A 20,244-nucleotide genomic window follows, 5' to 3' on the forward strand; every position below is an offset into this window, starting at 1 on the left:
TGTCGGTATCGATCGCACTACCGGGCCTGACGCTGCCTGCGGCGCGGGAGGGAAGCCTATCAGCGGCTACGGAAGACAATGCGGCCTTTGCTCAGGTCGTACGGGGTCAGCTCTACAGTGACTTTGTCGCCCGTCAGGATGCGGATGTAGTTTTTACGCATTTTACCGGAGATGTGAGCGGTAACGACGTGTCCGTTTTCCAGTTCTACGCGGAACATCGTGTTGGGCAACGTATCCAGAACGGTACCCTGCATTTCAATATTGTCTTCTTTGGCCATCGAATCCTCTAGGTATGAATACCACAGTTTTTAACCGGCAAGATAATGCCGAAAAACCTCGGTTATGTAAAGGTAAGTTATCTTTCTGCAGTGCCCCACACGGGGTTTGGCGTCAGCCGATGACGGCGCTGAGCCGCCGCTTGACGCGGCGCGCGGTGGGGGACACTGCCCCATTTAGCCCCCGCAGACGCTATTCTCCGTTTTTGCCGCCGCCGCCGGAAGGGGTAGAGCGAGGCGCTGCGGCTGCCAACAGCGGGGGTCGAGCGTCTGGGCGCGGCAGTCGAGCAGATGCTGCAGATAGCGGCGGCGCGGAATATCGTGGGCGCCCAGCGACGCGGTGTGGGCGTTGAGCACCTGGCAGTCGATGAGTTGACCGCCCATGCGCTGAAAGTGGCTACAGAAGCTCCACAGCGCCATTTTAGAGGCATTGCTGACCCGGCTGAACATCGACTCTCCGCAGAACAGACTGCCCTGGGCGACGCCGTACAGCCCGCCCACCAGGCTTTCCTCTTGCCAAACCTCCACCGAATGGGCGTAGCCCAGTTGGTGCAGCTGGCAGTAGGCCTGCTGTATCGAGGGCCCGATCCAGGTGCCCTCGGCGCGCTGCTCCGCGCACCCGGCGATCACCGCGGCGAAGTCCTGGTTTAGGGTGATCCGTAGAGTGGTTCGGCGCAGCGCCTTGCGCAGGCTGTGGCTGACGTGCAGCGCCTGCGGCGTCAGCACCGCCCGGGGGTCCGGCGACCACCACAGGATCAGCTCTCCCGGAGAGAACCAGGGAAAAATACCGCGCCGGTAGGCCTGTAGCAGGCGTGCCGGCTGCAGATCGCCGCCGATGGCCAGCAGTCCGTTGGGTTCGTGCAGCGCCTGTTCCGGCGAGGGGAATCCCAGCGAGTGTCTGTCCAGTTGCATGATGCGCATATCCCGTTTCCTCGCGCGGTGACGTTAAAGGCGCTGACATAGTTGATAGTAGCGCCCGTGGGCCTGCAGCAGCTGCTCATGGCGCCCCTGCTCGACGATCCGTCCATCATCCATGACACAGATGCGATCCATCTGTGCTAGCCCCTGCAGACGGTGGGTGATCAGCACCAGGGTCTTTTGACAGCAGTGCTGACGCAGCAGCGCTAGAATCTGGCGCTCGGTTTCCGCATCCAGCCCTTCGGTGGGTTCATCCAGCAGCAGCAGCGGCGCGCGGTGCAGCAGCGCACGAGCGATGCCCAGGCGTCGCTGCTCGCCGCCGGAGAGCGGCCGACCGCCGTCGCCCAGCCAGGCGTCCAGCGCGCGATCCGCCAGCAGGGTGTCCAGACCGACCGCCCGCAGCGCGTCGCACAGTTGTGCGTCGCTGGCCTGCGGATCGGCGAGCAGCAGGTTATCGCGCAGCGTGGCGCTGAAAATGTGAACCCGCTGGCTGACGACGGCGCAGGCGCTGCGCAGGGCCCCCTCATCCAGCGCCTTAAGCGGCTGGCCGTTGAAGTGGATCTCGCCGCTGTCGCAGTCCCAGGCGCGGGTCAGCAGCTGCAGCAGGGTGGACTTACCGCAGCCGGTGCGTCCCAGCAGCGCGACGTGCTCCCCGGCGCGCAGCGCCAGAGTGACGCCGTTGAGCACCGAGCGCGCCTGTCCCGGGTAGGTAAAGTGAAGGTCGTCCAGCGTCAGGGCGAGGGGAGCCTCGTCGTCCAGCGTCTTACCCGACTCGGGAAAGCGCACCTGCGGCGTTTGGTCGATCAACTGCCCGACCCGCTCGGCGGAGGCGATCACCTGCCCCAGATGCTGGAAGGCGCCGGCGACCGGTGCCAGCGCCTCAAAGGCGGCTAGCGCGGCAAACACGAACAGGGCGATCAGCGCGCCCGGACGCGGATCGCCGGCGATGCCGGCCGCCGCCAGCCACAGGATCAGAGTAAAGGTCAGGCCGGAGGCCAGGATCATGATCCCCTGCGACAGCGCGCCGAGCGCCGCCTGGCGCTGCTGCTGACGCTGCCACTGCCGCTCTTTGTGATCCAGGCGCTGGCGAAAGGTCTCCAGGGCGCCGTATACCGCCAGCTCGGCGTTGGCGCGGATCCAGCCGACCAGCTGGGTGCGGTAGTCTGCGCGCAGGGCGGTCAGCGTGGCGCCGACCGGTTTCCCTGCCAGGTAAAACAGCGTCGGTAGCCCCAGCAGCAGCGCCAGCATGATCCCCCTAGAGTCAGCGCCAGCCGGAGATCCAGCCAGCCGAGGCCGCAAACCACGACCGCGATGATCACCACCGCGCTGAGCAGCGGCGAGATCACTCGCAGATAGAGGTGATCCAGCGTATCGACGTCGGCCACCAGGCGGTTGAGCAGTTCGGCCTGGCGGAAGCGGGCCAGGCCGCCGGGCGACAACGGTATCAGGCGGCTGAAGGTAAACACCCGAAGATGGGAGAGCACCCGGAACGTGGCGTCGTGGCTGACCAGCCGTTCGGCGTAGCGGCCGGCGGTACGGATGATGGCGGCGCCGCGGACGCCGGCGGCAGGCAGCATGTAGTTAAAGGTGATCAGACCGGCGAGCCCGGCCAGCGCCGAGGCGGAGAGAAACCAGCCTGACAGGGTCAACAGGCCGATGCTGGCCAGCAGGGTGACGATGGCCAGCAGCATGCCCAGGGACATGCGGATCCAGTGGCGGCGATACAGGGCCAAAAACGGCAGCAGGACGCGCATGGTTAAATCTCCTGATGGCGGGTGGCGAGAAGGGTGGCAAACGGGCTGCCGCGCTGCTGGGAGAGCGCGTTGAAGTCGCCCTGCTGCACCAGCTGCCCCTGCTCCATAACCCAGATGCGATCAAACTGCGCCAGCTCATCAAGCTGATGGGTCACCATCAGGGTGGTCTGGTGGTGGGCGGCGGCCTGCAGCGCGCGCATCACCAGGCGCTCGCTATTGGCGTCCAGGCTGGCGGTCGGCTCATCCAGCAGCAGCAGCCGGCAGGGACGGATCAGCGCCCGGGCGACGGCAACGCGCTGGGCCTGGCCGACGGAGAGGCGGGCGGCATCCTCGCCGATCGGGGTGTCTAGCCCCTGCGGCAGCAGGGGAAGAAACTCGTCAACGTAGGCCCGCTCGACGGCGTTTTGCAGCTGCTCATCGTCGGCCTGAGGGGCGCCCAGCAGGATATTAGCCCGCAGCGTCGGCAGCGGCAGCGTCGGGTTCTGGCCAACCCAGGCCAGCTGGCGGCGCCAGCTGGCGAGCGGCAGGTCGCTCAGCGGCTGTCCATCGATCAGCAGCTCACCGCGGTAGGGCAGAAAGCCGAGCAGCAGGTTGATCAGCGAGCTTTTGCCCGCGCCGCTATAGCCGACCAGCGCGATGCGTTCACCGGCGCTGATACGAAAGTTAAGGGGGCCGGCCAGGACTTTTCCCTGCGGCGAGAGGATTTCCAGGTTGTGCGCCTCCAGCGTCAAGGGACGGTCGCTGACCGTCGTCGCTTCGCCGTCCGCTGCCGTCGTGCGCTGCACCTGATCGTCGGCGTCGAGGAAGCTTACCAGCGCCTCGGCGGCGCCGATGGCCTGCGCTTTGGCGTGATAAAACGCCCCCAGATCGCGCAGGGGCTGGAAGAACTCCGGCGCCAGTATCAATACAAGAAAGCCGGCGAACAGGGTTACGCCGCGGTCGTAGTGGCCAAAGTTCAGCTCACCGAGGTAGGAGAAACCGAAGTAGACCGCCACCACGGCGATGGAGACGGATGCAAAGAATTCCAGCACCGCAGAGGAGAGAAAGGCCAGGCGCAGCACCTCCATGGTGCGTTTGCGAAAATCTTCGGAGGCCTGGGCGATATGCTGGGTCTCGGCGCGGGCGCGGTGAAACAGGCGCAGGGTCTCCATGCCGCGTAGACGATCCAGAAAGTTGGCGCTCAGGCGGCTCAGCGCCAGAAAGTTGCGTCGGTTGGCATCGGCGGCGCCCATCCCGACCAGCGCCATGAACAGCGGGATCAGCGGCGCGGTGGCGAACAGGATCAGCCCGGCGGCCCAGTTGATGGGGAAGACGGCGGCGAGGATCAGCAGCGGGATCGTGACGGCCAGCGCCATCTGCGGCAGATAGCGGGCATAGAAATCCTGCATCTCTTCGATCTGTTCCAGGATCAGGGTCGCCCAGTGGCCGGCGGGCTGTCCCTGGATCCAGGCTGGGCCCAGTTGCGTCAGGTGGTTGAGCACCAGCGCGCGGATCTCGCGGCGAACCACCTGCCCGCAGCGGAAGCCGACGCGCTCGCGCAGCCAGCCTAGCAGCGCGCGCAGCGCGATGGCGGCGATCAGCAAAGCGAAGTCCTGCACGAGGTCGCCGCGCGGCGTATGGTCAATGATCAGCCGCTGCAGCAGGGTTGCCAGTAGCCAGGATTGGGCGATGATCAGAAGCCCTGAGAGCAGGCCGAGCAGCATGGAGAGCCGGAGCCAGCGCTGGGCCGGGCGACTGCACTGTTTCAGCCACTGCGTGAGTTCGCGTTGTCGTTGTTTATTCATTAAGCGATGGTGTCTAGTCTGATGCAGGTGAAGTAGAGATCAGGCCCGGAGCACAGGCGTACGGCAGGCTGAACGGTAGCGTCGGACTACTCATCACGGGCCGACGTCGCACCCGATATTACAACGCCACTCAAGGAGTTGAAACCAAGCTGCCGTAAATTCTGCTGCCAAAGGAGAAGCGTGCGTAAAATGCGGGCCGCCGGCGGCGGCCCCGATAGGTAAGGATTAGGCGTGGCGCGCGGCATCGGCCAGGCTATCGAGATAGCGCTCGGCGTCCAGCGCCGCCATGCAGCCGGTGCCGGCAGAGGTGATCGCCTGACGATAGATATGGTCCATGACGTCGCCGGCGGCGAATACGCCCGGGACGCTGGTCTGGGTCGCGTTGCCGTTCAGACCGGACTGTACCTGAATGTAGCCGTTGCTCAGCGCCAGCTGGCCATCGAAGATGGCGGTGTTTGGGCTGTGGCCGATCGCGACAAACAGGCCGCTGACGGCCAGCTCTTCGCAGGCTCCGTTCTGGGTATCTTTCAGGCGCAGGGCATTAACGCCCATATCATCGCCGAGCACCTCGTCCAGAGTACGGTTGGTGTGCAGGACGATATTGCCGCTGCGCACCTTGTCCATCAGGCGGTCGATAAGGATCTTCTCGGCGCGGAAACTGTCGCGGCGATGGATCAGATGCACCTTAGCGGCGATGTTGGCCAGATACAGCGCCTCTTCTACGGCGGTATTGCCGCCGCCGACCACGGCAATCTCCTGCTGGCGGTAGAAAAAGCCATCGCAGGTGGCGCAGGCGGAGACGCCGCGGCCTTTAAAGGCCTCTTCCGACGGCAGACCCAGGTAGCGGGCAGAGGCGCCGGTGGCGACGATCAGCGCGTCGCAGCTGTACTCCTGGCTGTCGCCAAATAGGCGAAACGGACGCTGGCTGAGATCCACGCGCTGGATATGGTCAAGGATGATCTCGGTATTGAATTTGGCCGCATGCTGATTCATACGCTCCATCAGCAGGGGACCGGTCAGGCCTTCCGGATCGCCCGGCCAGTTTTCCAACTCGCTGGTGGTGGTGAGCTGACCGCCTTTTTCCATGCCGGTGATCAGCACCGGGTTGAGGTTGGCACGTGCCGCATAGACGGCCGCGGTGTATCCCGCCGGGCCTGAGCCCAGAATGAGAAGCTTGCAATGTTTTACGGAGCTCATGAAATCCTCTTTTCCAATGTGGTACGTCTTGGACTCGATTTTAAAAAAACTTGCGGTGTAAAAAAAGCGTGCAGCGAAGATGTTATCAATCTGTGCAATAGGTAATGACTATCAATAAGGTTAGTCAATCTTAGTAAGATGCGCTGATAATGCGACAATATCCAGTCATTATCACTAGGTCATGGCGGTGGGTGGCGCGGAAAAATAGCGAAATGCGCCGGGATACGGTGGTGCTTTTGACCTAGGGAAACGTTGCCTTAAGGTATCATTTGGCAGGTTCTTCTAGTTTTATTTCTTTTGCTTTGACAATCGGCTGTTCATTTGCGAAAACATGGAGGAGAGGAGGGGAAACCTTGCCGGGATTGGCGGGTTTGCTCTTATCTGATGAAAATGCGACCCGGTGCGTGAGTGGCATGCTGGTCGGGGCCGCACGGACGGTCGTTCTGCGCTCATCGCTGCGGCGGCGGCGCGCGAGCAGATACGTAAAACGGGGGAGAGCCCCGGCAGAAAATAGGCACCCCGGTCCCATCCGGCGGTCGCAGGAGATGGCAATGTGACCTTGTCGCAGGGATGGCAACAGGGAAGAATATAAGAGAGATAACAAGATGGCAGACAATAAGAAACGCCCTGGTAAGGATCTGGATCGTATTGACCGTAATATCCTGAATGAGTTGCAGAAAGATGGCCGTATCTCCAACGTCGAGCTTTCCAAGCGCGTGGGGCTGTCGCCGACGCCGTGCCTGGAGCGCGTGCGCCGACTGGAGCGGCAGGGCTTTATTCAGGGCTATACCGCGTTGCTGAATCCGCACTATCTGGATGCATCCCTGCTGGTGTTCGTCGAGATCACGCTGAACCGCGGGGCGCCGGATGTGTTTGAACAGTTCAACACCGCGGTGCAGAAGCTGGAGGAGATCCAGGAGTGTCACCTGGTTTCCGGTGACTTCGACTATCTGTTGAAGACCCGCGTACCGGACATGTCCGCCTACCGTAAGCTGCTGGGGGAGACCCTGCTGCGTCTGCCGGGCGTGAACGACACCCGCACCTATGTGGTGATGGAAGAGGTGAAGCAGAGCAACCGCCTGGTGATCAAGACGCGCTGACGCGCGGACAGGTGCAAAGCCGCAATAATTTGGGTACACTCCTGTGTATGTATACAGTTTCAGCGCCGGGCGACGCCTCGGCGCTGTTCTTATGGCGGGCATGCAGCATAGGCTGCACGCAATGGCAGAAAACAGGACCCTGGAGAGCCTTTCTTGAGCCAGGAATATACAGAAGAAAAAGAAGTTACCCTGAAGCACATAAGCGGCGGACGGCGAGTGTATGAGGTGCTGCTGATTTTGGTGGCGCTGTTTGCCGTGTATATGATGGCATCGCTGATGACGTTCGATCCCTCCGATCCCAGCTGGTCACAGACCGCCTGGCATGAGCCGATCCACAATATCGGCGGCGGTGCCGGCGCCTGGATGGCCGATACGCTGTTCTTCGTCTTTGGCGTACTGGCCTATGCCATCCCTCCGATCATGGTGATCCTATGCTGGGCCGCCTATCGTAAGCGTGACGACAGCGACCACGTGGACTACTTTGCCATCGCCCTGCGCCTGATCGGCATGCTGGCGCTGGTGATCGCCTCCTGTGGTCTGGCGGCGCTGAACGTCGATGACCTGTACTACTTCGCCTCCGGCGGCGTGATCGGCAGCCTGATAAGCAGCGTGGCGCTGCCGCTGCTGGGCAGCATTGGGGCGACCCTGGCGATGCTGGGGGCCTGGGCCGTGGGTCTGTCGCTGTTCACCGGCTGGTCATGGCTGACCATCGCGGAGAAGCTCGGTGCGCTGCTGCTCGGCGGTCTGACCCTGATGAGCAACCGTTCGCGCCGCGATGCGCGGGCGGACGACGATGACGACGAGGCATACGACGCGGATGAGCGCCGTGCCGCCGCCGCCGATACGGCGGTGGAGGATGCGTACCGCGTCGCCGATCCGCTGCTGGCCGAGGAGGCGGACGATCCGCTGCTGTCCGGCCTGCGGGCGTCAGATGACGCATCCGCGCCCGACGCGGCACCGGAAATGAAGGGCCTGCGTCCGCTGGCGCAGGTGGATGATGCGCCGCCGCAGGCGCAGGATGATCCTGATACGGCCACGGCCACGGCCACGGCCACGGCCCCGACGACGGTCACCGCTGCCGCTGCGGTGCTCAGCGCCCCGGGTATCGCCGCGTCGCCGGCCGCGCCGAATGCGCCGAGCGACCTGCAGTTTACCGCGCCGTTACATGACGACATCGCTCCGCACGCCGCGGCCGCGGTGACGACGCAATCCGCGCCCGATGCTCCGCGGTTACCCGTCGCATCGCCGGCAGTCGGCTCTGTCCCGGCGTCGTCGGGCACCGATGCGACGCCGTTCACCTTCAGCGCCACCGAGCCGGAAAGCAGTGAGCCGGTCGTCCCGATGTACTCGTTTACCCTGCCGGAGGATCGTCCCCATACGCCGTCTCCGGCCGCGTCCGGGCGTCTCCACTCCTCGCGTGACGCCGAGCCGCCGCTCGGTCAATGGTCTACGCCGGACGATGATGAGGCGAACGCCGCGCACGGCACCGCCGATCTCCCCTACCTCAACCCGGGGCTATCGCCGGATCTGCCGGTGTTTGGCGCCGCCAGCCGTCACGATGCGTCGGCCACCCTGGCTGCGGCGGCCTTTACCCCGGCCATCGGTGCGCTGGACGGCGGAGTCCAGGTGAAACAGGGCATTGGTCCTGAGCTGCCGCGCCCGAATCCGGTGCGTATTCCGACCCGCCGCGAGCTGGCGTCGCTGGGGATCAAGCTGCCGTCACAGCGGATGGCGGAGGATCGCGCCCGTCGTGAGGCCCAGGAGCGCCGCGCGCAAGAGGCGCAGGCGGAGCTTGCGCAGACGCCGCCGCTGCAGGTGACGCCGCTGGGGCAGGAGAGCAGCGCCGCGGCCGGTCAGTCCATCTTTGCCCAGGCCTCGGCGCTGGCCGCCGGGACCGGCGGCGTGGCGTCAGCTGCGCCTGACGCGGCAGCGTTGCCGTCGTTCTCCGCCTACTCCGAGCCGCAGGATCATCCGGTCGCCGCGGCGGCAGAGGAGGAGGCCGAGCATGCGGCGCTGCGGGAGCAGGCCGCGCTGCACGAGGCCTTTGTCAGCCAGCAGCGGGCCCGCTATGGTGAGGATTACCTGCACGAAGATGACGATGAGCGTGCGCTGGAGCAGAGCCGCCTGCAGCGCGAGTTTCTGGCCGCGCAGCAGCAGCGCTATGGCGATGCCGATCCGAGCCCGCATCGTGGCCCGACGGCAGCGCCGGAGATCCCGGCGGCCCGAACGGCCTCCGAGCCGCCGCAGGGTGGGCTGATGTCGTTCTCCGCCCGCGAGGCGCTGGCGCAGGCCGAACAGCCGGCGCCCGCCTTCGACTTTGCCGATTTTAGCGCCGCGGACGACGGTCCGCAGGAGCCGCTGTTTACGCCGCCGCCGGAGATCGCGCCGTCCGCTGCTGCGTCCCCGCAGCCTCCCGCTACGCAGACGCAGGCGTCGGTGTCCGGGCTGGTTCACCCCTTCCTGGTGCGCGACGAGCGGCCGATGCATAAACCGACGACGCCGCTGCCGACCCTGGATCTGCTGACGTCGCCGCCGGCTAACGCCGAGCCGGTCGATATGTTTGCCCTGGAGCAGCAGGGGCAGCTGGTGGAGGCCCGCCTGGCGGACTATCGGGTAAAGGCCGCGGTGGTCGGCATTTCGCCGGGGCCGGTGATCACCCGCTTCGAGCTGGATCTGGCGCCGGGAGTCAAAGCGGCGCGTATCTCCAATCTGTCGCGCGATCTGGCGCGCTCCCTGTCGGCCGTGGCGGTTCGCGTGGTGGAGGTTATCCCGGGCAAACCCTACGTGGGACTGGAGTTGCCCAACAAGCATCGCCAGACCGTCTACCTGCGCGAGGTGCTCGACTGCCCGCAGTTCCGTGAGAGTCCCTCGCCGCTGACGGTGGTGCTGGGCAAGGATATCGCCGGCCAGCCGGTGATCGCCGATCTGGCCCGTATGCCTCACCTGCTGGTGGCCGGTACCACCGGCTCCGGTAAGTCGGTGGGAGTGAACGCGATGATCCTGAGCATGCTGTTCAAATCTACGCCGGACGAAGTGCGCTTTATCATGATCGACCCGAAGATGCTGGAGCTGTCGGTCTACGAAGGCATTCCGCACCTGCTGACCGAGGTGGTCACGGATATGAAGGACGCGGCCAACGCGCTGCGCTGGTGCGTCGGGGAGATGGAGCGCCGCTACCGCCTGATGTCCGCGCTCGGGGTTCGCAACCTGGCCGGGTATAACGATAAGGTGCGCCAGGCCGAGGCGATGGGCCGTCCGATCCCCGATCCGCTGTGGCGGCCGGGTGACAGTATGGATGCGCTGCCGCCGGCGCTGGAAAAGCTGCCCTATATCGTGGTGATGGTGGACGAGTTCGCCGACCTGATGATGGCGGTGGGCAAGAAGGTCGAAGAGCTGATCGCCCGCCTGGCGCAGAAGGCGCGTGCGGCGGGGATTCACCTGGTGCTGGCGACCCAGCGTCCGTCGGTCGACGTGATCACGGGCTTGATCAAGGCCAACATTCCGACCCGTATCGCCTTTACCGTCTCCAGCAAGATCGACTCGCGCACTATCCTGGATCAGGCCGGCGCCGAATCCCTGCTGGGAATGGGCGACATGCTGTATATTCCGCCCAATACCTCGACGCCGGTGCGCGTGCACGGCGCCTTTGTACGCGACGAAGAGGTTCACGCGGTGGTGCAGGACTGGAAGGCGCGCGGGCGTCCACAGTATATTGACAGCATTACCGCCTGCGATGACAGCGAAGGTGGCGGCGGGGGGCTGGACAGCGACGATGAGCTGGATCCGCTGTTCGATCAGGCCGTCGCGTTCGTGATCGACAAGCGTCGGGCGTCGATTTCCGGGGTGCAGCGGCAGTTCCGCATCGGCTATAACCGGGCGGCGCGCATCGTGGAGCAGATGGAGGCGCAGGGGATCGTCAGCCCGCAGGGGCACAACGGTAACCGTGAGGTGTTGGCGCCGCCGTCCGGCGACTATGACTGACTGACGGGCGGTGCGGCGCAGCGCGACGTTTTTCTCGCGTGGCGCCCCTCGGCCTGGCGTATAATCAACGGGTATTGTGACACCTGATCGCGGCATCGCGGCGGTCTGGCCCAATTTATTCTTGCTTAAGGTAATCATACCGATGAAAAAGCTGTTAGTTGCGTGCTGCGTCGTCAGCGGCATGATGTCGGCCTCCGTTCTGGCGTCGCCGAGCAGCGATCTGCAGGGCCGTTTGAACAAGGTAAACAGTTTCCATGCCAGCTTTACCCAGGCGGTCAGCGCGGCGGACGGCACGCCTGTGCAGCAGGGCGAGGGGGAGCTGTGGGTAAAACGCCCCAATCTGTTTAACTGGCATATGATTTCGCCGGATGAGAGCGTGCTGGTGTCCGATGGCAAGACCCTGTGGTTTTATAACCCCTTCGTCGAGCAGGTGACCGCCACCTGGCTTAACCGCGCCACCGGCAATACGCCGTTTATGCTGATCACCCGCAACGACGCCAGCGACTGGGCGCAGTATAACGTGACCCAGCAGGGGAATACCTTCGATCTGGTGCCGAAGAGCGCCAAGAATAACCTGAAGAAGTTCACCATCAGCGTGATGCCTGACGGCACGATCAACGGCTTTAGCGCCGTCGAGCAGGACGGTCAGCGCAGCGTCTACACGCTGAAGCGTCAGCAGAATGGCGCGGTGGATGCGGCCAAGTTCCGCTTTACGCCGCCGGCGGGTGTGACGCTGGACGATCAGCGCCAAAAATAAGGGGCGGAACCGCGACGTGAGCAACCTTTCCCTCGACTTCTCTCAGAATGCGTTTCAGCCGTTGGCCGCTCGGATGCGGCCGGCGACGCTGGAGCAGTACATTGGACAGCGTCACCTGCTGGCGGCGGGCAAACCGCTGCCGCGCGCCATTTTGGCGGGGCACCTGCACTCGATGATCCTGTGGGGACCGCCGGGGACCGGCAAGACGACGCTGGCGGAACTGATCGCCCGCTACGGCCACGCCGAGGTGGAGCGGATTTCGGCGGTGACCTCAGGGATCAAGGAGATCCGTGAGGCCATTGAGCGTGCACGCCACAATCGCGACGCGGGGCGGCGTACGATCCTGTTCGTCGATGAGGTGCACCGCTTTAACAAGAGTCAGCAGGACGCCTTTTTGCCCCATATCGAGGATGGCACCATCACCTTTATCGGGGCCACTACGGAAAACCCCTCGTTTGAGCTGAACTCGGCGCTGCTGTCGCGGGCGCGAGTATACCTGCTCAAGGCGCTGGACGCGCAGGATATCGCCCAGGTGGTGGTGCAGGCGATGACGGATCGCGAACGCGGCTATGGCGCTCAGGATCTGACGCTGCCGACGGAGACCCGCGATGCCCTGGCTGAGCTGGTCAATGGCGATGCGCGCCGGGCGCTGAATACGCTGGAGATGATGGCGGATATGGCCGAGGCGGACGCCCAGGGGCAGCGGGTGCTCACCCTGGATCTGCTGCGATCGGTGTCTGGCGAGCGCAGCGCTCGCTTCGATAACCACGGCGATCGCTATTACGATCTGATCTCCGCGCTGCATAAGTCCGTACGCGGCTCGGCGCCGGATGCCGCGCTGTACTGGTATGCGCGCATTATTACGGCGGGCGGCGATCCGCTGTACGTGGCGCGCCGTCTGCTGGCCATTGCGTCGGAGGATGTGGGCAATGCCGATCCCCGTGCGATGCAGGTGGCGATCGCCGCCTGGGACTGCTTTACCCGCGTCGGCCCCGCCGAGGGAGAGCGCGCCATTGCCCAGGCGATCGTCTACCTGGCCTGTGCGCCGAAGAGCAACGCCGTCTATACCGCCTTTAAGGCAGCGATGCGCGATGCCAAAGAGCGTCCGGACTACGACGTGCCGCCCCACCTGCGCAATGCGCCGACGTCGCTGATGAAGTCGATGGGGCTGGGGCAGGAGTATCGCTATGCCCACGATGAGCCGAATGCCTATGCCGCCGGCGAGGTCTATTTCCCGCCGGAAATGGCGCAGACGCGCTATTATCAGCCGACCGCGCGCGGTCTTGAGGGCAAGATCGGCGATAAGCTAGCCTGGCTCGCTGAGCAGGATCAAAATAGCCCGACAAAACGCTACCGCTAACCCATTCATTGCGGTAAGGTTATGAAGAAATCCGCTTTGCATTGAGCGCACTGCCGCGGATGCGGCTATCGCCCCGATGTATTGTTTATTAAAAACCCCTCAATAATTCACAGGATTAGCATGCTAGATCCCAATTTGCTGCGTAATGAGCTAGACGCAGTCGCCGAAAAGCTGGCTCGCCGAGGCTATAAACTGGATGTTGACACGCTGCGTCAACAGGAAGAACGCCGTAAAGTGCTGCAGGTCGAAACGGAATCCCTGCAGGCTGAGCGTAACTCGCGATCCAAATCCATCGGTGCGGCGAAAGCGCGCGGTGAGGATATCGAACCGCTGCGCCGTGAAGTCAACGAATTGGGTGAAAAGCTGGATGCCGCTAAGGCCGAGCTGGATCAACTGCAGCAGGAAATCCGCGATCTGGCGCTCTCGATCCCCAACCTGCCGGATGATTCCGTGCCGGTCGGTCGTGATGAGAACGATAACCAGGAGATCTGCCGCTGGGGTGAGCCGCGCCGCTACGATTTTGACGTCCGCGATCACGTCACCCTGGGTGAAATGGCCGATGGCCTGGATTTCGCCGCCGCCGTGAAGCTGACCGGTGCCCGCTTTGTGGTGATGAAAGGTCAGATCGCCCGCATGCACCGTGCCCTGGCCCAGTTTATGCTGGATCTGCACACGGAGCAGCATGGCTACCTGGAAACCTATGTGCCGTATCTGGTCAACCACGATACCCTGTACGGCACTGGCCAGCTGCCGAAGTTCGGCACGGATCTGTTCCACACCCGTCCGCTGGAAGAGGAGGCCGACAGCAGCACCTATGCGCTGATCCCGACTGCCGAAGTCCCGGTGACCAATCTGGTGCGCGGCGAGATCCTGGAAGAGAGCGCGCTGCCGCTGAAGATGACCGCCCATACCCCGTGCTTCCGCTCTGAGGCCGGCTCCTATGGTCGCGATACCCGCGGTCTGATCCGTATGCACCAGTTCGATAAGGTTGAGCTGGTACAGATCGTCCGTCCGGAGGACTCGATGGCGGCGCTGGAAGAGCTGACCGCGCACGCGGAGAAAGTGCTGCAGCTGCTGAATCTGCCGTACCGCAAAGTGCTGCTGTGCACCGGCGACATGGGCTTTGGCTCCAGCAAGACCTACGATCTGGAGGTCTGGGTTCCGGCGCAGAACACCTACCGTGAAATCTCCTCCTGCTCCAACATGTGGGATTTCCAGGCGCGCCGGATGCAGGCCCGCTACCGCAGCAAGGACGACAAGAAGCCGCGTCTGGTGCACACCCTGAACGGCTCCGGTCTGGCGGTGGGGCGTACCCTGGTCGCCGTAATGGAAAACTATCAGCAGGCCGATGGCCGCATTCAGGTGCCGGAAGCGCTGCTTCCGTATATGAACGGTCTGGAATATATCGGTTAATACGCTATTTTCTACCGTTAAAACCCCGCATTGCGGGGTTTTTTATTGCCGTCGATCTATCGTCTATTCCCACCCTGACGCCGTGCCTGCCATCGTAAAAATAAATGATTGTGGTTATCAGCCGTAATGTCTTAATTCTGTCTGAAAGACTTTAAACATATTTTTTGTCGTTATGTGAAATACAACGTCTTATTTGTTGATGTGACGCAAATAGGGCGAGAACGAAAACCGTATTCTCTTTTAAGAGAGCGTGATCCAGGCCGTGGCGTTGCATAGCCAGGTGATTATTTTAATGATTATTATATCCTTAGCGTCAGCTTGAGCGTCCCGCAGCGTTATTGTCGAGCCGCTGGGCGCCTGTCACCTCTTTTCTGTTTTCTTTGAGTGTGCCGCTTTTCCAATAGGGAAAGTGGTCTTTGCTGTATTAACCAGTAGAAAGCAAAATAAAAGTGAGCATGCTATGAAAAAAAACAGTCGGACGGCGTTACTGGATGCGTCGCTGAGTCGGCGAACCGTAGTGAAGGGCGGGGCGATCGGCGGACTGGCGGCGGCCAGCGGCGCGCTGTCATTGCCCTTTGTCCGCCAGGCTCAGGCCGCGCCCGCGCAGAATAAGCCGGCGGCGCAGGATGAGCAGGTGATCTGGAGCGCCTGTACCGTTAACTGCGGCAGTCGCTGCCCGCTGCGGATGCACGTGGTCGATGGTGAAATCGCCTATGTCGAAACCGATAATACCGGCGACGATCGCTACGAGGGGCTGCATCAGGTGCGCGCCTGCCTGCGCGGCCGTTCGATGCGTCGCCGGGTCTACAACGCCGATCGCTTGAAATATCCAATGAAGCGGGTCGGCAAGCGCGGCGAAGGCAAATTTAAGCGCATCACCTGGGAAGAGGCGTTCGACACGATCGCCGTCAGCATGAAGGGGATCATCAAAGAGTACGGTAACGAAGCGATCTACTTGAACTATGGCACCGGGACGCTGGGCGGCACCCTGACCCGCTCATGGCCGCCGGGGGCGACGCTGATCGCCCGGCTGATGAACTGCTGCGGCGGCTACCTCAACCACTATGGCGACTACAGCACCGCGCAAATCGCCGCCGGATTGAACTACACCTACGGCGGCTGGGCCGACGGCAACAGCCCGTCGGACATTGAAAACAGCCAGCTGGTGGTGATGTTCGGCAATAACCCGGGCGAAACCCGGATGAGCGGCGGCGGTGTGACCTACTATGTGGAGCAGGCGCGCGCCAAGTCCAATGCGAAAATGATCATTATCGACCCGCGCTACACCGACACCGGCGCCGGGCGTGAGGATGAGTGGATCCCGATCCGTCCCGGCACCGATGCGGCGCTGGCGGCGGCTCTGGCCCATGTGCTGATCACCGAGGCGATGGTCGATCAGCCGTTCCTGGATCGCTACTGCGTCGGCTATGACGAGCGCACCCTGCCCGTGGGCGCGCCGGCCAACGGTCACTATAAGGCCTATATCCTGGGCCAGGGACCGGATAAAACCGCCAAGACGCCGGCCTGGGCGGCGGCGATTACCGGGATCCCGCAGGATAAGATAATCAAGCTGGCGCGGGAGATCGGCGGCGCCAAGCCGGCCTATATCTGCCAGGGCTGGGGACCGCAGCGTCACGCCAACGGTGAGCTGACGTCGCGCGCCATCGCCATGCTGCCGATCCTGACCGGTAACGTGGGGATCAACGGGGGCAACAGTGGCGCACGTGAAGGCTCTTATAGCCTGCCGTTCGTCCGCATGCCGACCCTGGAGAACCCGGTTAAAACCAGCATCTCGATGTTCCTGTGGACCGATGCTATCGTGCGGGGCCCGGAGATGACGGCCACGCGCGACGGGGTGCGCGGCAAGGATAAGCTGGATGTTCCGATCAAGATGATCTGGAACTATGCCGGCAACTGCTTAATTAACCAGCATTCAGAGGTCAACCGTACCCACGAAATCCTACAGGATGACAGTAAGTGCGAGATGATTGTGGTGATCGATAACCATATGACCGCCTCGGCCAAGTATGCCGATATCCTGCTGCCGGACTGCACCGCCTCCGAGCAGATGGACTTCTGCCTGGATGCCTCCTGCGGCAACATGAGCTATGTGATCTTTGCCGATCAGGCCATTGCGCCGCGCTTCGAGTGCCGCACCATCTATGAGATGACCAGTGAGATCGCCAAGCGTATGGGCGTTGGTCAGCAGTTTACCGAAGGCCGTACGCAGGAGGGGTGGCTGCGCCATCTCTATGCCCAGTCACAACAGGCGATCCCGGGGCTGCCGTCGTTTGAGGCGTTCCGCAGCCAAGGGATCTACAAGCAGCGTGATCCGCAGGGACACCACGTGGCCTACCGCGACTTCCGCGCCGATCCAAAGGCGCATCCTCTGACTACGCCGTCGGGTAAGATCGAGATCTACTCCAGCGCATTGGCCGACATCGCCGCCACCTGGCAGCTGGGGCCGGACGACGTCATCGATCCGCTGCCGATCTACAGCCCCGGGTTTGAAAGCTATAAGGATCCGCTGATCGCCAAGTTTCCACTGCAGTTGAGCGGTTTTCACTATAAGGCGCGTACCCACTCGACCTATGGCAACGTGGATGTGCTGAAGGCGGCCTGTCCCCAGGAGATGTGGATCAATCCGCTGGACGCCGCTCCGCGCGGTATCGCCCAGGGCGATCTGGTACGGATCTACAACGATCGCGGCGAGGTGCGCATCAGCGCCAAGGTGACGCCGCGCGTGCTGCCTGGCGTCGTGGCGCTGAGTGAGGGGGCCTGGTATAGCCCGGACGGCGAGCGGGTCGACTACGGCGGATGTATTAACGTCCTGACGACTCAGCGTCCGTCGCCGCTGGCCAAAGGTAATCCGTCACACACCAATCTGGTACAGGTTGCCAAGGCCTAAGGAGTAGCTGATGACAACGCAATACGGTTTTTATATTGACTCCAGCCGCTGCACCGGGTGCAAGACCTGCGAGCTGGCCTGCAAGGATTACAAGGATCTGACGCCGGACGTCAGCTTCCGCCGCATCTATGAATACGCCGGTGGCGAATGGCAGCGCGAGGGCGACGGCTGGCATCACGATGTATTTGCCTACTATCTCTCGATCTCCTGCAACCACTGCGACGACCCCGCCTGCGTGAAGGTGTGCCCGAGCGGTGCGATGCACAAGCGGGAGGATGGCTTTGTGGTGGTGGACGAATCGGTGTGTATCGGATGCCGCTATTGCCACATGGCCTGTCCCTACGGCGCGCCGCAGTACAATGCGCAGAAGGGGCATATGACCAAGTGCGACGGCTGCTATGAGCGGGTGGCGCAGGGGCAGAAGCCGATCTGCGTCGAGTCTTGTCCGCTGCGTGCGCTCGATATGGGGCCGATTGAGGAGCTACGCGCCCGCTACGGTGATCTGGCCGCGGTAGCGCCGCTGCCGGCGGCGCACTATACCCGGCCGAACCTGGTGCTGAAGCCGAATGCCAACAGCCGTCCGGTCGGTGATACCTGCGGCTACCTGGCGAATCCAAAGGAGGTCTGAGATGGGAATGGGATGGCATGAATGGCCGTTGATGATCTTCACGGTGCTGGGACAGAGCGTGGCCGGAGCCTTTATCGTGATGGCGGCGGTGCTGCTGCGCGGGCGTCTACAGGCCGATCGCGCCTTGCGGATCCAGGGGAGAATGTTCTTCCTGTGGCTGCTGCTGGGGATCGCCTTTGTGGCGTCGGTGCTGCATCTGGGCTCGCCGCTGCGGGCCCTGAACTCGCTGAACCGGATCGGGGCCTCTGGGCTGAGCAACGAGATCCTGTGCGGTTCGCTGTTCTTTGCCGCCGGGGGACTGTACTGGCTGTTGGCGGTGCTGGGCAAGATGCCCGTCGCCCTGGGGCGCCTGTGGCTGATGTTGACGATGGCGCTGGCGCTGCTGTTTGTCTGGGCGATGAGCCAGGTGTATCAGATCAACACGGTGCCGACCTGGTATAGCGGATACACCACACTGAGCTTCTTCGTCACCATGCTGATCGGCGGGCCGCTGCTGGGCTATCTGCTGCTGCGCTCGGTGGAGATGGACAGTGCCTCGCTGCGCCTGCTGCCGCTGATTAGCTGCTTCGCCGCGCTGGTCGGCGTGGTGGCCGCCGGAATGCAAGGGAGTGGCCTGGCCACCATCCACAGCGCGGTACAGCAGGCCTATGCCCTGGTTCCGGACTTTGCCGGTCTGCTGGCGCTGCGCAGCGTGCTGCTGGTGCTGGGACTTGGCTGCTGGCTGTGTCCGCTGCTGCGCGGCAAGGCGCCGTCGCTGACGACGCTGACGCTCGCCCTGATCCTGGTGCTGGCGGGTGAGCTGGTGGGACGCGGGGTGTTCTATGGCCTGCATATGACCGTCGGCGTGGCGGTTGCCGGCTGATGACAGAGAGGGGCGGCGCCAAGGCGCCGCCCAATCGCGTAAGGAATGCGTTGGTTATGTTACAACCTGAACAACTGCAGGATATGGCGCTGACGGCGCGGGCGCTGGGGGCCTTGCTATACTGGCCGCCGGACAGTGAGCAGGCGGCGCCGCTGGTGACGCAGCTGCGTCAGCCGCAGGAGACGCTGCGCTGGCCCTATGGCTCGTCGGCGCAGCGTGAACACTGCGCTGCGCTGCTGTGTGCGCCAGCGCAGGAGTCGCTGGCCTCGGCTCATCAGCGGCTGTTTATCGGCCCCCATGCGCTGGCGGCGCCGCCTTGGGGATCGGTCTATCTGGATCGGGAGAGCGTACTGTTCGGTGAGTCCACCCTGGCGCTGCGCCGCTGGATGGATGCGCAGGGGATTAGCTGGCAGTCAGACGCCCGCGAGCCGGAGGATCATATCGGTATTTTGCTGCTGATGGCCGCCTGGCTGGCCGAGGGGCAGCCGCAGCTGCTGCCGGCGCTGCTGCAGCTGCATCTGTTGCCGTGGGGCGAACGCTATCTGACGCTGCTGCAGCAGGGCGCGGATCATCCGTTTTATCAGGGGCTGGCGTCGCTGGCGGCGCTGACGCTGCAGGCGTGGCCGCGCCAGCTCGCCATCGCCGACAGCGACGTACGGCTCTATCGCTGATGAGCGATCGCCGCGACGAACGCTACTATCGCGCCTGGATGACGCACCGTCACGTCAGCCGGCGTGGTCTGCTGCGCGGCCTGCTGGGGGGAGGGCGCCAAGCGCAGCGGCAGGCGGCGCTGATCGCCGAATGTCGGGCCGCGGGGAGACCACCCTATGCGCTGGCGGAGGCGGCCTTCTTGGCCTGCTGCGATGGCTGCGGGGAGTGTGTCGCCGCCTGTCCCTATGGGCTCATCGCCCTGCACGAGGGGCACGCCTGGCTGGATATCGCCTTTTGCGCCTGCGACACGCAGCGCTGCCGGGCCTGCGTCGACGCCTGTCCTGCGGGAGCGCTGCAGCCGTGGCTCCCCGCGGATACCGCCTGGCGCCCGCAGGTTGGCCCACACTGCCTGGGCCGTTACTCTGGGTGTCGCCTGTGTCAGCGGGCCTGTCCCCGGCAAGCGCTGCGCTTCGACGACGCGGGACTGCCGCAGCTTGAGGAGCGCGTCTGCGACGGCTGCGGCCAGTGCAAAATCGCCTGTCACGACGGCCATCTGCAGCTGGTTGCCGCCGTCGCACACGGGAGAGGGTAACGCGCCGTCCCGGCTTCGATCCGGCCCGTCGCTGAGCACTTAACGAGCCATTGACATTTTTGTC

At 63.5% G+C, this 20,244-nt stretch carries 14 protein-coding genes and 1 pseudogene; 10 read left to right on the forward strand and 5 right to left on the reverse strand.

Annotated elements, in window-relative coordinates; translation table 11 throughout:
- Positions 1 to 59: 59 nt before the first annotated feature.
- The 5 genes and pseudogenes from infA to trxB form a co-directional block, all read right to left on the reverse strand.
- Positions 60 to 278 carry a translation initiation factor IF-1 gene (infA, locus tag QY76_RS09280; RefSeq protein WP_002211347.1) on the reverse strand — a complete coding sequence of 73 codons (219 nt, stop codon included), beginning with the start codon at positions 276 to 278 and terminating at the stop codon, positions 60 to 62.
- A gap of 174 nt (positions 279 to 452) precedes the next feature.
- On the reverse strand, positions 453 to 1,196 hold the full coding sequence (gene aat, locus QY76_RS09285; protein ID WP_034162488.1) for a leucyl/phenylalanyl-tRNA--protein transferase: 744 nt from the start codon (positions 1,194 to 1,196) through the stop codon (positions 453 to 455).
- Positions 1,197 to 1,220: 24 nt separating this feature from the next.
- Positions 1,221 to 2,947, reverse strand: a pseudogene (gene cydC / locus QY76_RS09290) (cysteine/glutathione ABC transporter ATP-binding protein/permease CydC).
- 2 nt (positions 2,948 to 2,949) lie between these two features.
- Positions 2,950 to 4,731, reverse strand: a complete 1,782-nt coding sequence (cydD, locus tag QY76_RS09295; RefSeq protein WP_045424445.1) for a cysteine/glutathione ABC transporter permease/ATP-binding protein CydD — start codon at positions 4,729 to 4,731, stop codon at positions 2,950 to 2,952.
- 225 nt (positions 4,732 to 4,956) lie between these two features.
- Positions 4,957 to 5,928: a thioredoxin-disulfide reductase gene (trxB, locus tag QY76_RS09300; protein ID WP_034162485.1), complete on the reverse strand. Its 972-nt coding sequence runs from the start codon at positions 5,926 to 5,928 to the stop codon at positions 4,957 to 4,959.
- Positions 5,929 to 6,533: 605 nt separating this feature from the next.
- Between trxB and lrp the strand changes: the two genes are divergently transcribed.
- From lrp to QY76_RS09350, 10 genes are all read left to right on the forward strand, one after another.
- Positions 6,534 to 7,028, forward strand: a complete 495-nt coding sequence (gene lrp / locus QY76_RS09305; RefSeq protein WP_008812989.1) for a leucine-responsive transcriptional regulator Lrp — start codon at positions 6,534 to 6,536, stop codon at positions 7,026 to 7,028.
- A 153-nt stretch (positions 7,029 to 7,181) separates the two neighbouring features.
- Complete coding sequence (locus tag QY76_RS09310) at positions 7,182 to 11,009, forward strand: DNA translocase FtsK (protein ID WP_045424462.1); 3,828 nt, start codon at positions 7,182 to 7,184, stop codon at positions 11,007 to 11,009.
- A 142-nt stretch (positions 11,010 to 11,151) separates the two neighbouring features.
- On the forward strand, positions 11,152 to 11,766 hold the full coding sequence (gene lolA, locus QY76_RS09315; protein ID WP_034162483.1) for an outer membrane lipoprotein chaperone LolA: 615 nt from the start codon (positions 11,152 to 11,154) through the stop codon (positions 11,764 to 11,766).
- 16 nt (positions 11,767 to 11,782) lie between these two features.
- Positions 11,783 to 13,126, forward strand: a complete 1,344-nt coding sequence (locus tag QY76_RS09320; protein WP_034162482.1) for a replication-associated recombination protein A — start codon at positions 11,783 to 11,785, stop codon at positions 13,124 to 13,126.
- Positions 13,127 to 13,246: 120 nt separating this feature from the next.
- Positions 13,247 to 14,539 (forward strand): serine--tRNA ligase, encoded by a 1,293-nt coding sequence (gene serS / locus QY76_RS09325; protein WP_045424466.1) that lies wholly within the window; start codon positions 13,247 to 13,249, stop codon positions 14,537 to 14,539.
- A gap of 460 nt (positions 14,540 to 14,999) precedes the next feature.
- Positions 15,000 to 17,447, forward strand: a complete 2,448-nt coding sequence (gene dmsA / locus QY76_RS09330) for a dimethylsulfoxide reductase subunit A (protein WP_034162480.1) — start codon at positions 15,000 to 15,002, stop codon at positions 17,445 to 17,447.
- 10 nt (positions 17,448 to 17,457) lie between these two features.
- Positions 17,458 to 18,075: a DMSO/selenate family reductase complex B subunit gene (locus QY76_RS09335; protein ID WP_012849025.1), complete on the forward strand. Its 618-nt coding sequence runs from the start codon at positions 17,458 to 17,460 to the stop codon at positions 18,073 to 18,075.
- A 1-nt stretch (position 18,076) separates the two neighbouring features.
- Positions 18,077 to 18,937 (forward strand): DmsC/YnfH family molybdoenzyme membrane anchor subunit, encoded by an 861-nt coding sequence (locus QY76_RS09340; RefSeq protein ID WP_034162479.1) that lies wholly within the window; start codon positions 18,077 to 18,079, stop codon positions 18,935 to 18,937.
- 56 nt (positions 18,938 to 18,993) lie between these two features.
- Positions 18,994 to 19,608: a Tat proofreading chaperone DmsD gene (gene dmsD, locus QY76_RS09345; RefSeq protein WP_045424470.1), complete on the forward strand. Its 615-nt coding sequence runs from the start codon at positions 18,994 to 18,996 to the stop codon at positions 19,606 to 19,608.
- The gene (locus QY76_RS09350; protein WP_034162477.1) at positions 19,608 to 20,180 is read left to right on the forward strand and encodes a 4Fe-4S dicluster domain-containing protein; all 573 of its coding nucleotides are present in this window, start codon (positions 19,608 to 19,610) and stop codon (positions 20,178 to 20,180) included. Before dmsD ends, QY76_RS09350 begins: the two co-directional genes overlap by 1 nt.
- Positions 20,181 to 20,244: the final 64 nt, after the last annotated feature.

Origin of the sequence: Edwardsiella sp. EA181011 (assembly GCF_000800725.1) — a bacterium.
Classification (GTDB): Bacteria; Pseudomonadota; Gammaproteobacteria; order Enterobacterales; family Enterobacteriaceae; genus Edwardsiella; species Edwardsiella anguillarum.

Coding starts and splice junctions, on each gene's coding strand:
- infA (WP_002211347.1), bottom strand. CDS start 278: ATGGCCAAAGAAGACAATATTGAAATGCAGGGTACCGTTCTGGATACG.
- aat (WP_034162488.1), bottom strand. CDS start 1,196: ATGCGCATCATGCAACTGGACAGACACTCGCTGGGATTCCCCTCGCCG.
- cydD (WP_045424445.1), bottom strand. CDS start 4,731: ATGAATAAACAACGACAACGCGAACTCACGCAGTGGCTGAAACAGTGC.
- trxB (WP_034162485.1), bottom strand. CDS start 5,928: ATGAGCTCCGTAAAACATTGCAAGCTTCTCATTCTGGGCTCAGGCCCG.
- lrp (WP_008812989.1), top strand. CDS start 6,534: ATGGCAGACAATAAGAAACGCCCTGGTAAGGATCTGGATCGTATTGAC.
- lolA (WP_034162483.1), top strand. CDS start 11,152: ATGAAAAAGCTGTTAGTTGCGTGCTGCGTCGTCAGCGGCATGATGTCG.
- serS (WP_045424466.1), top strand. CDS start 13,247: ATGCTAGATCCCAATTTGCTGCGTAATGAGCTAGACGCAGTCGCCGAA.
- dmsA (WP_034162480.1), top strand. CDS start 15,000: ATGAAAAAAAACAGTCGGACGGCGTTACTGGATGCGTCGCTGAGTCGG.
- QY76_RS09335 (WP_012849025.1), top strand. CDS start 17,458: ATGACAACGCAATACGGTTTTTATATTGACTCCAGCCGCTGCACCGGG.
- QY76_RS09340 (WP_034162479.1), top strand. CDS start 18,077: ATGGGAATGGGATGGCATGAATGGCCGTTGATGATCTTCACGGTGCTG.
- dmsD (WP_045424470.1), top strand. CDS start 18,994: ATGTTACAACCTGAACAACTGCAGGATATGGCGCTGACGGCGCGGGCG.
- QY76_RS09350 (WP_034162477.1), top strand. CDS start 19,608: ATGAGCGATCGCCGCGACGAACGCTACTATCGCGCCTGGATGACGCAC.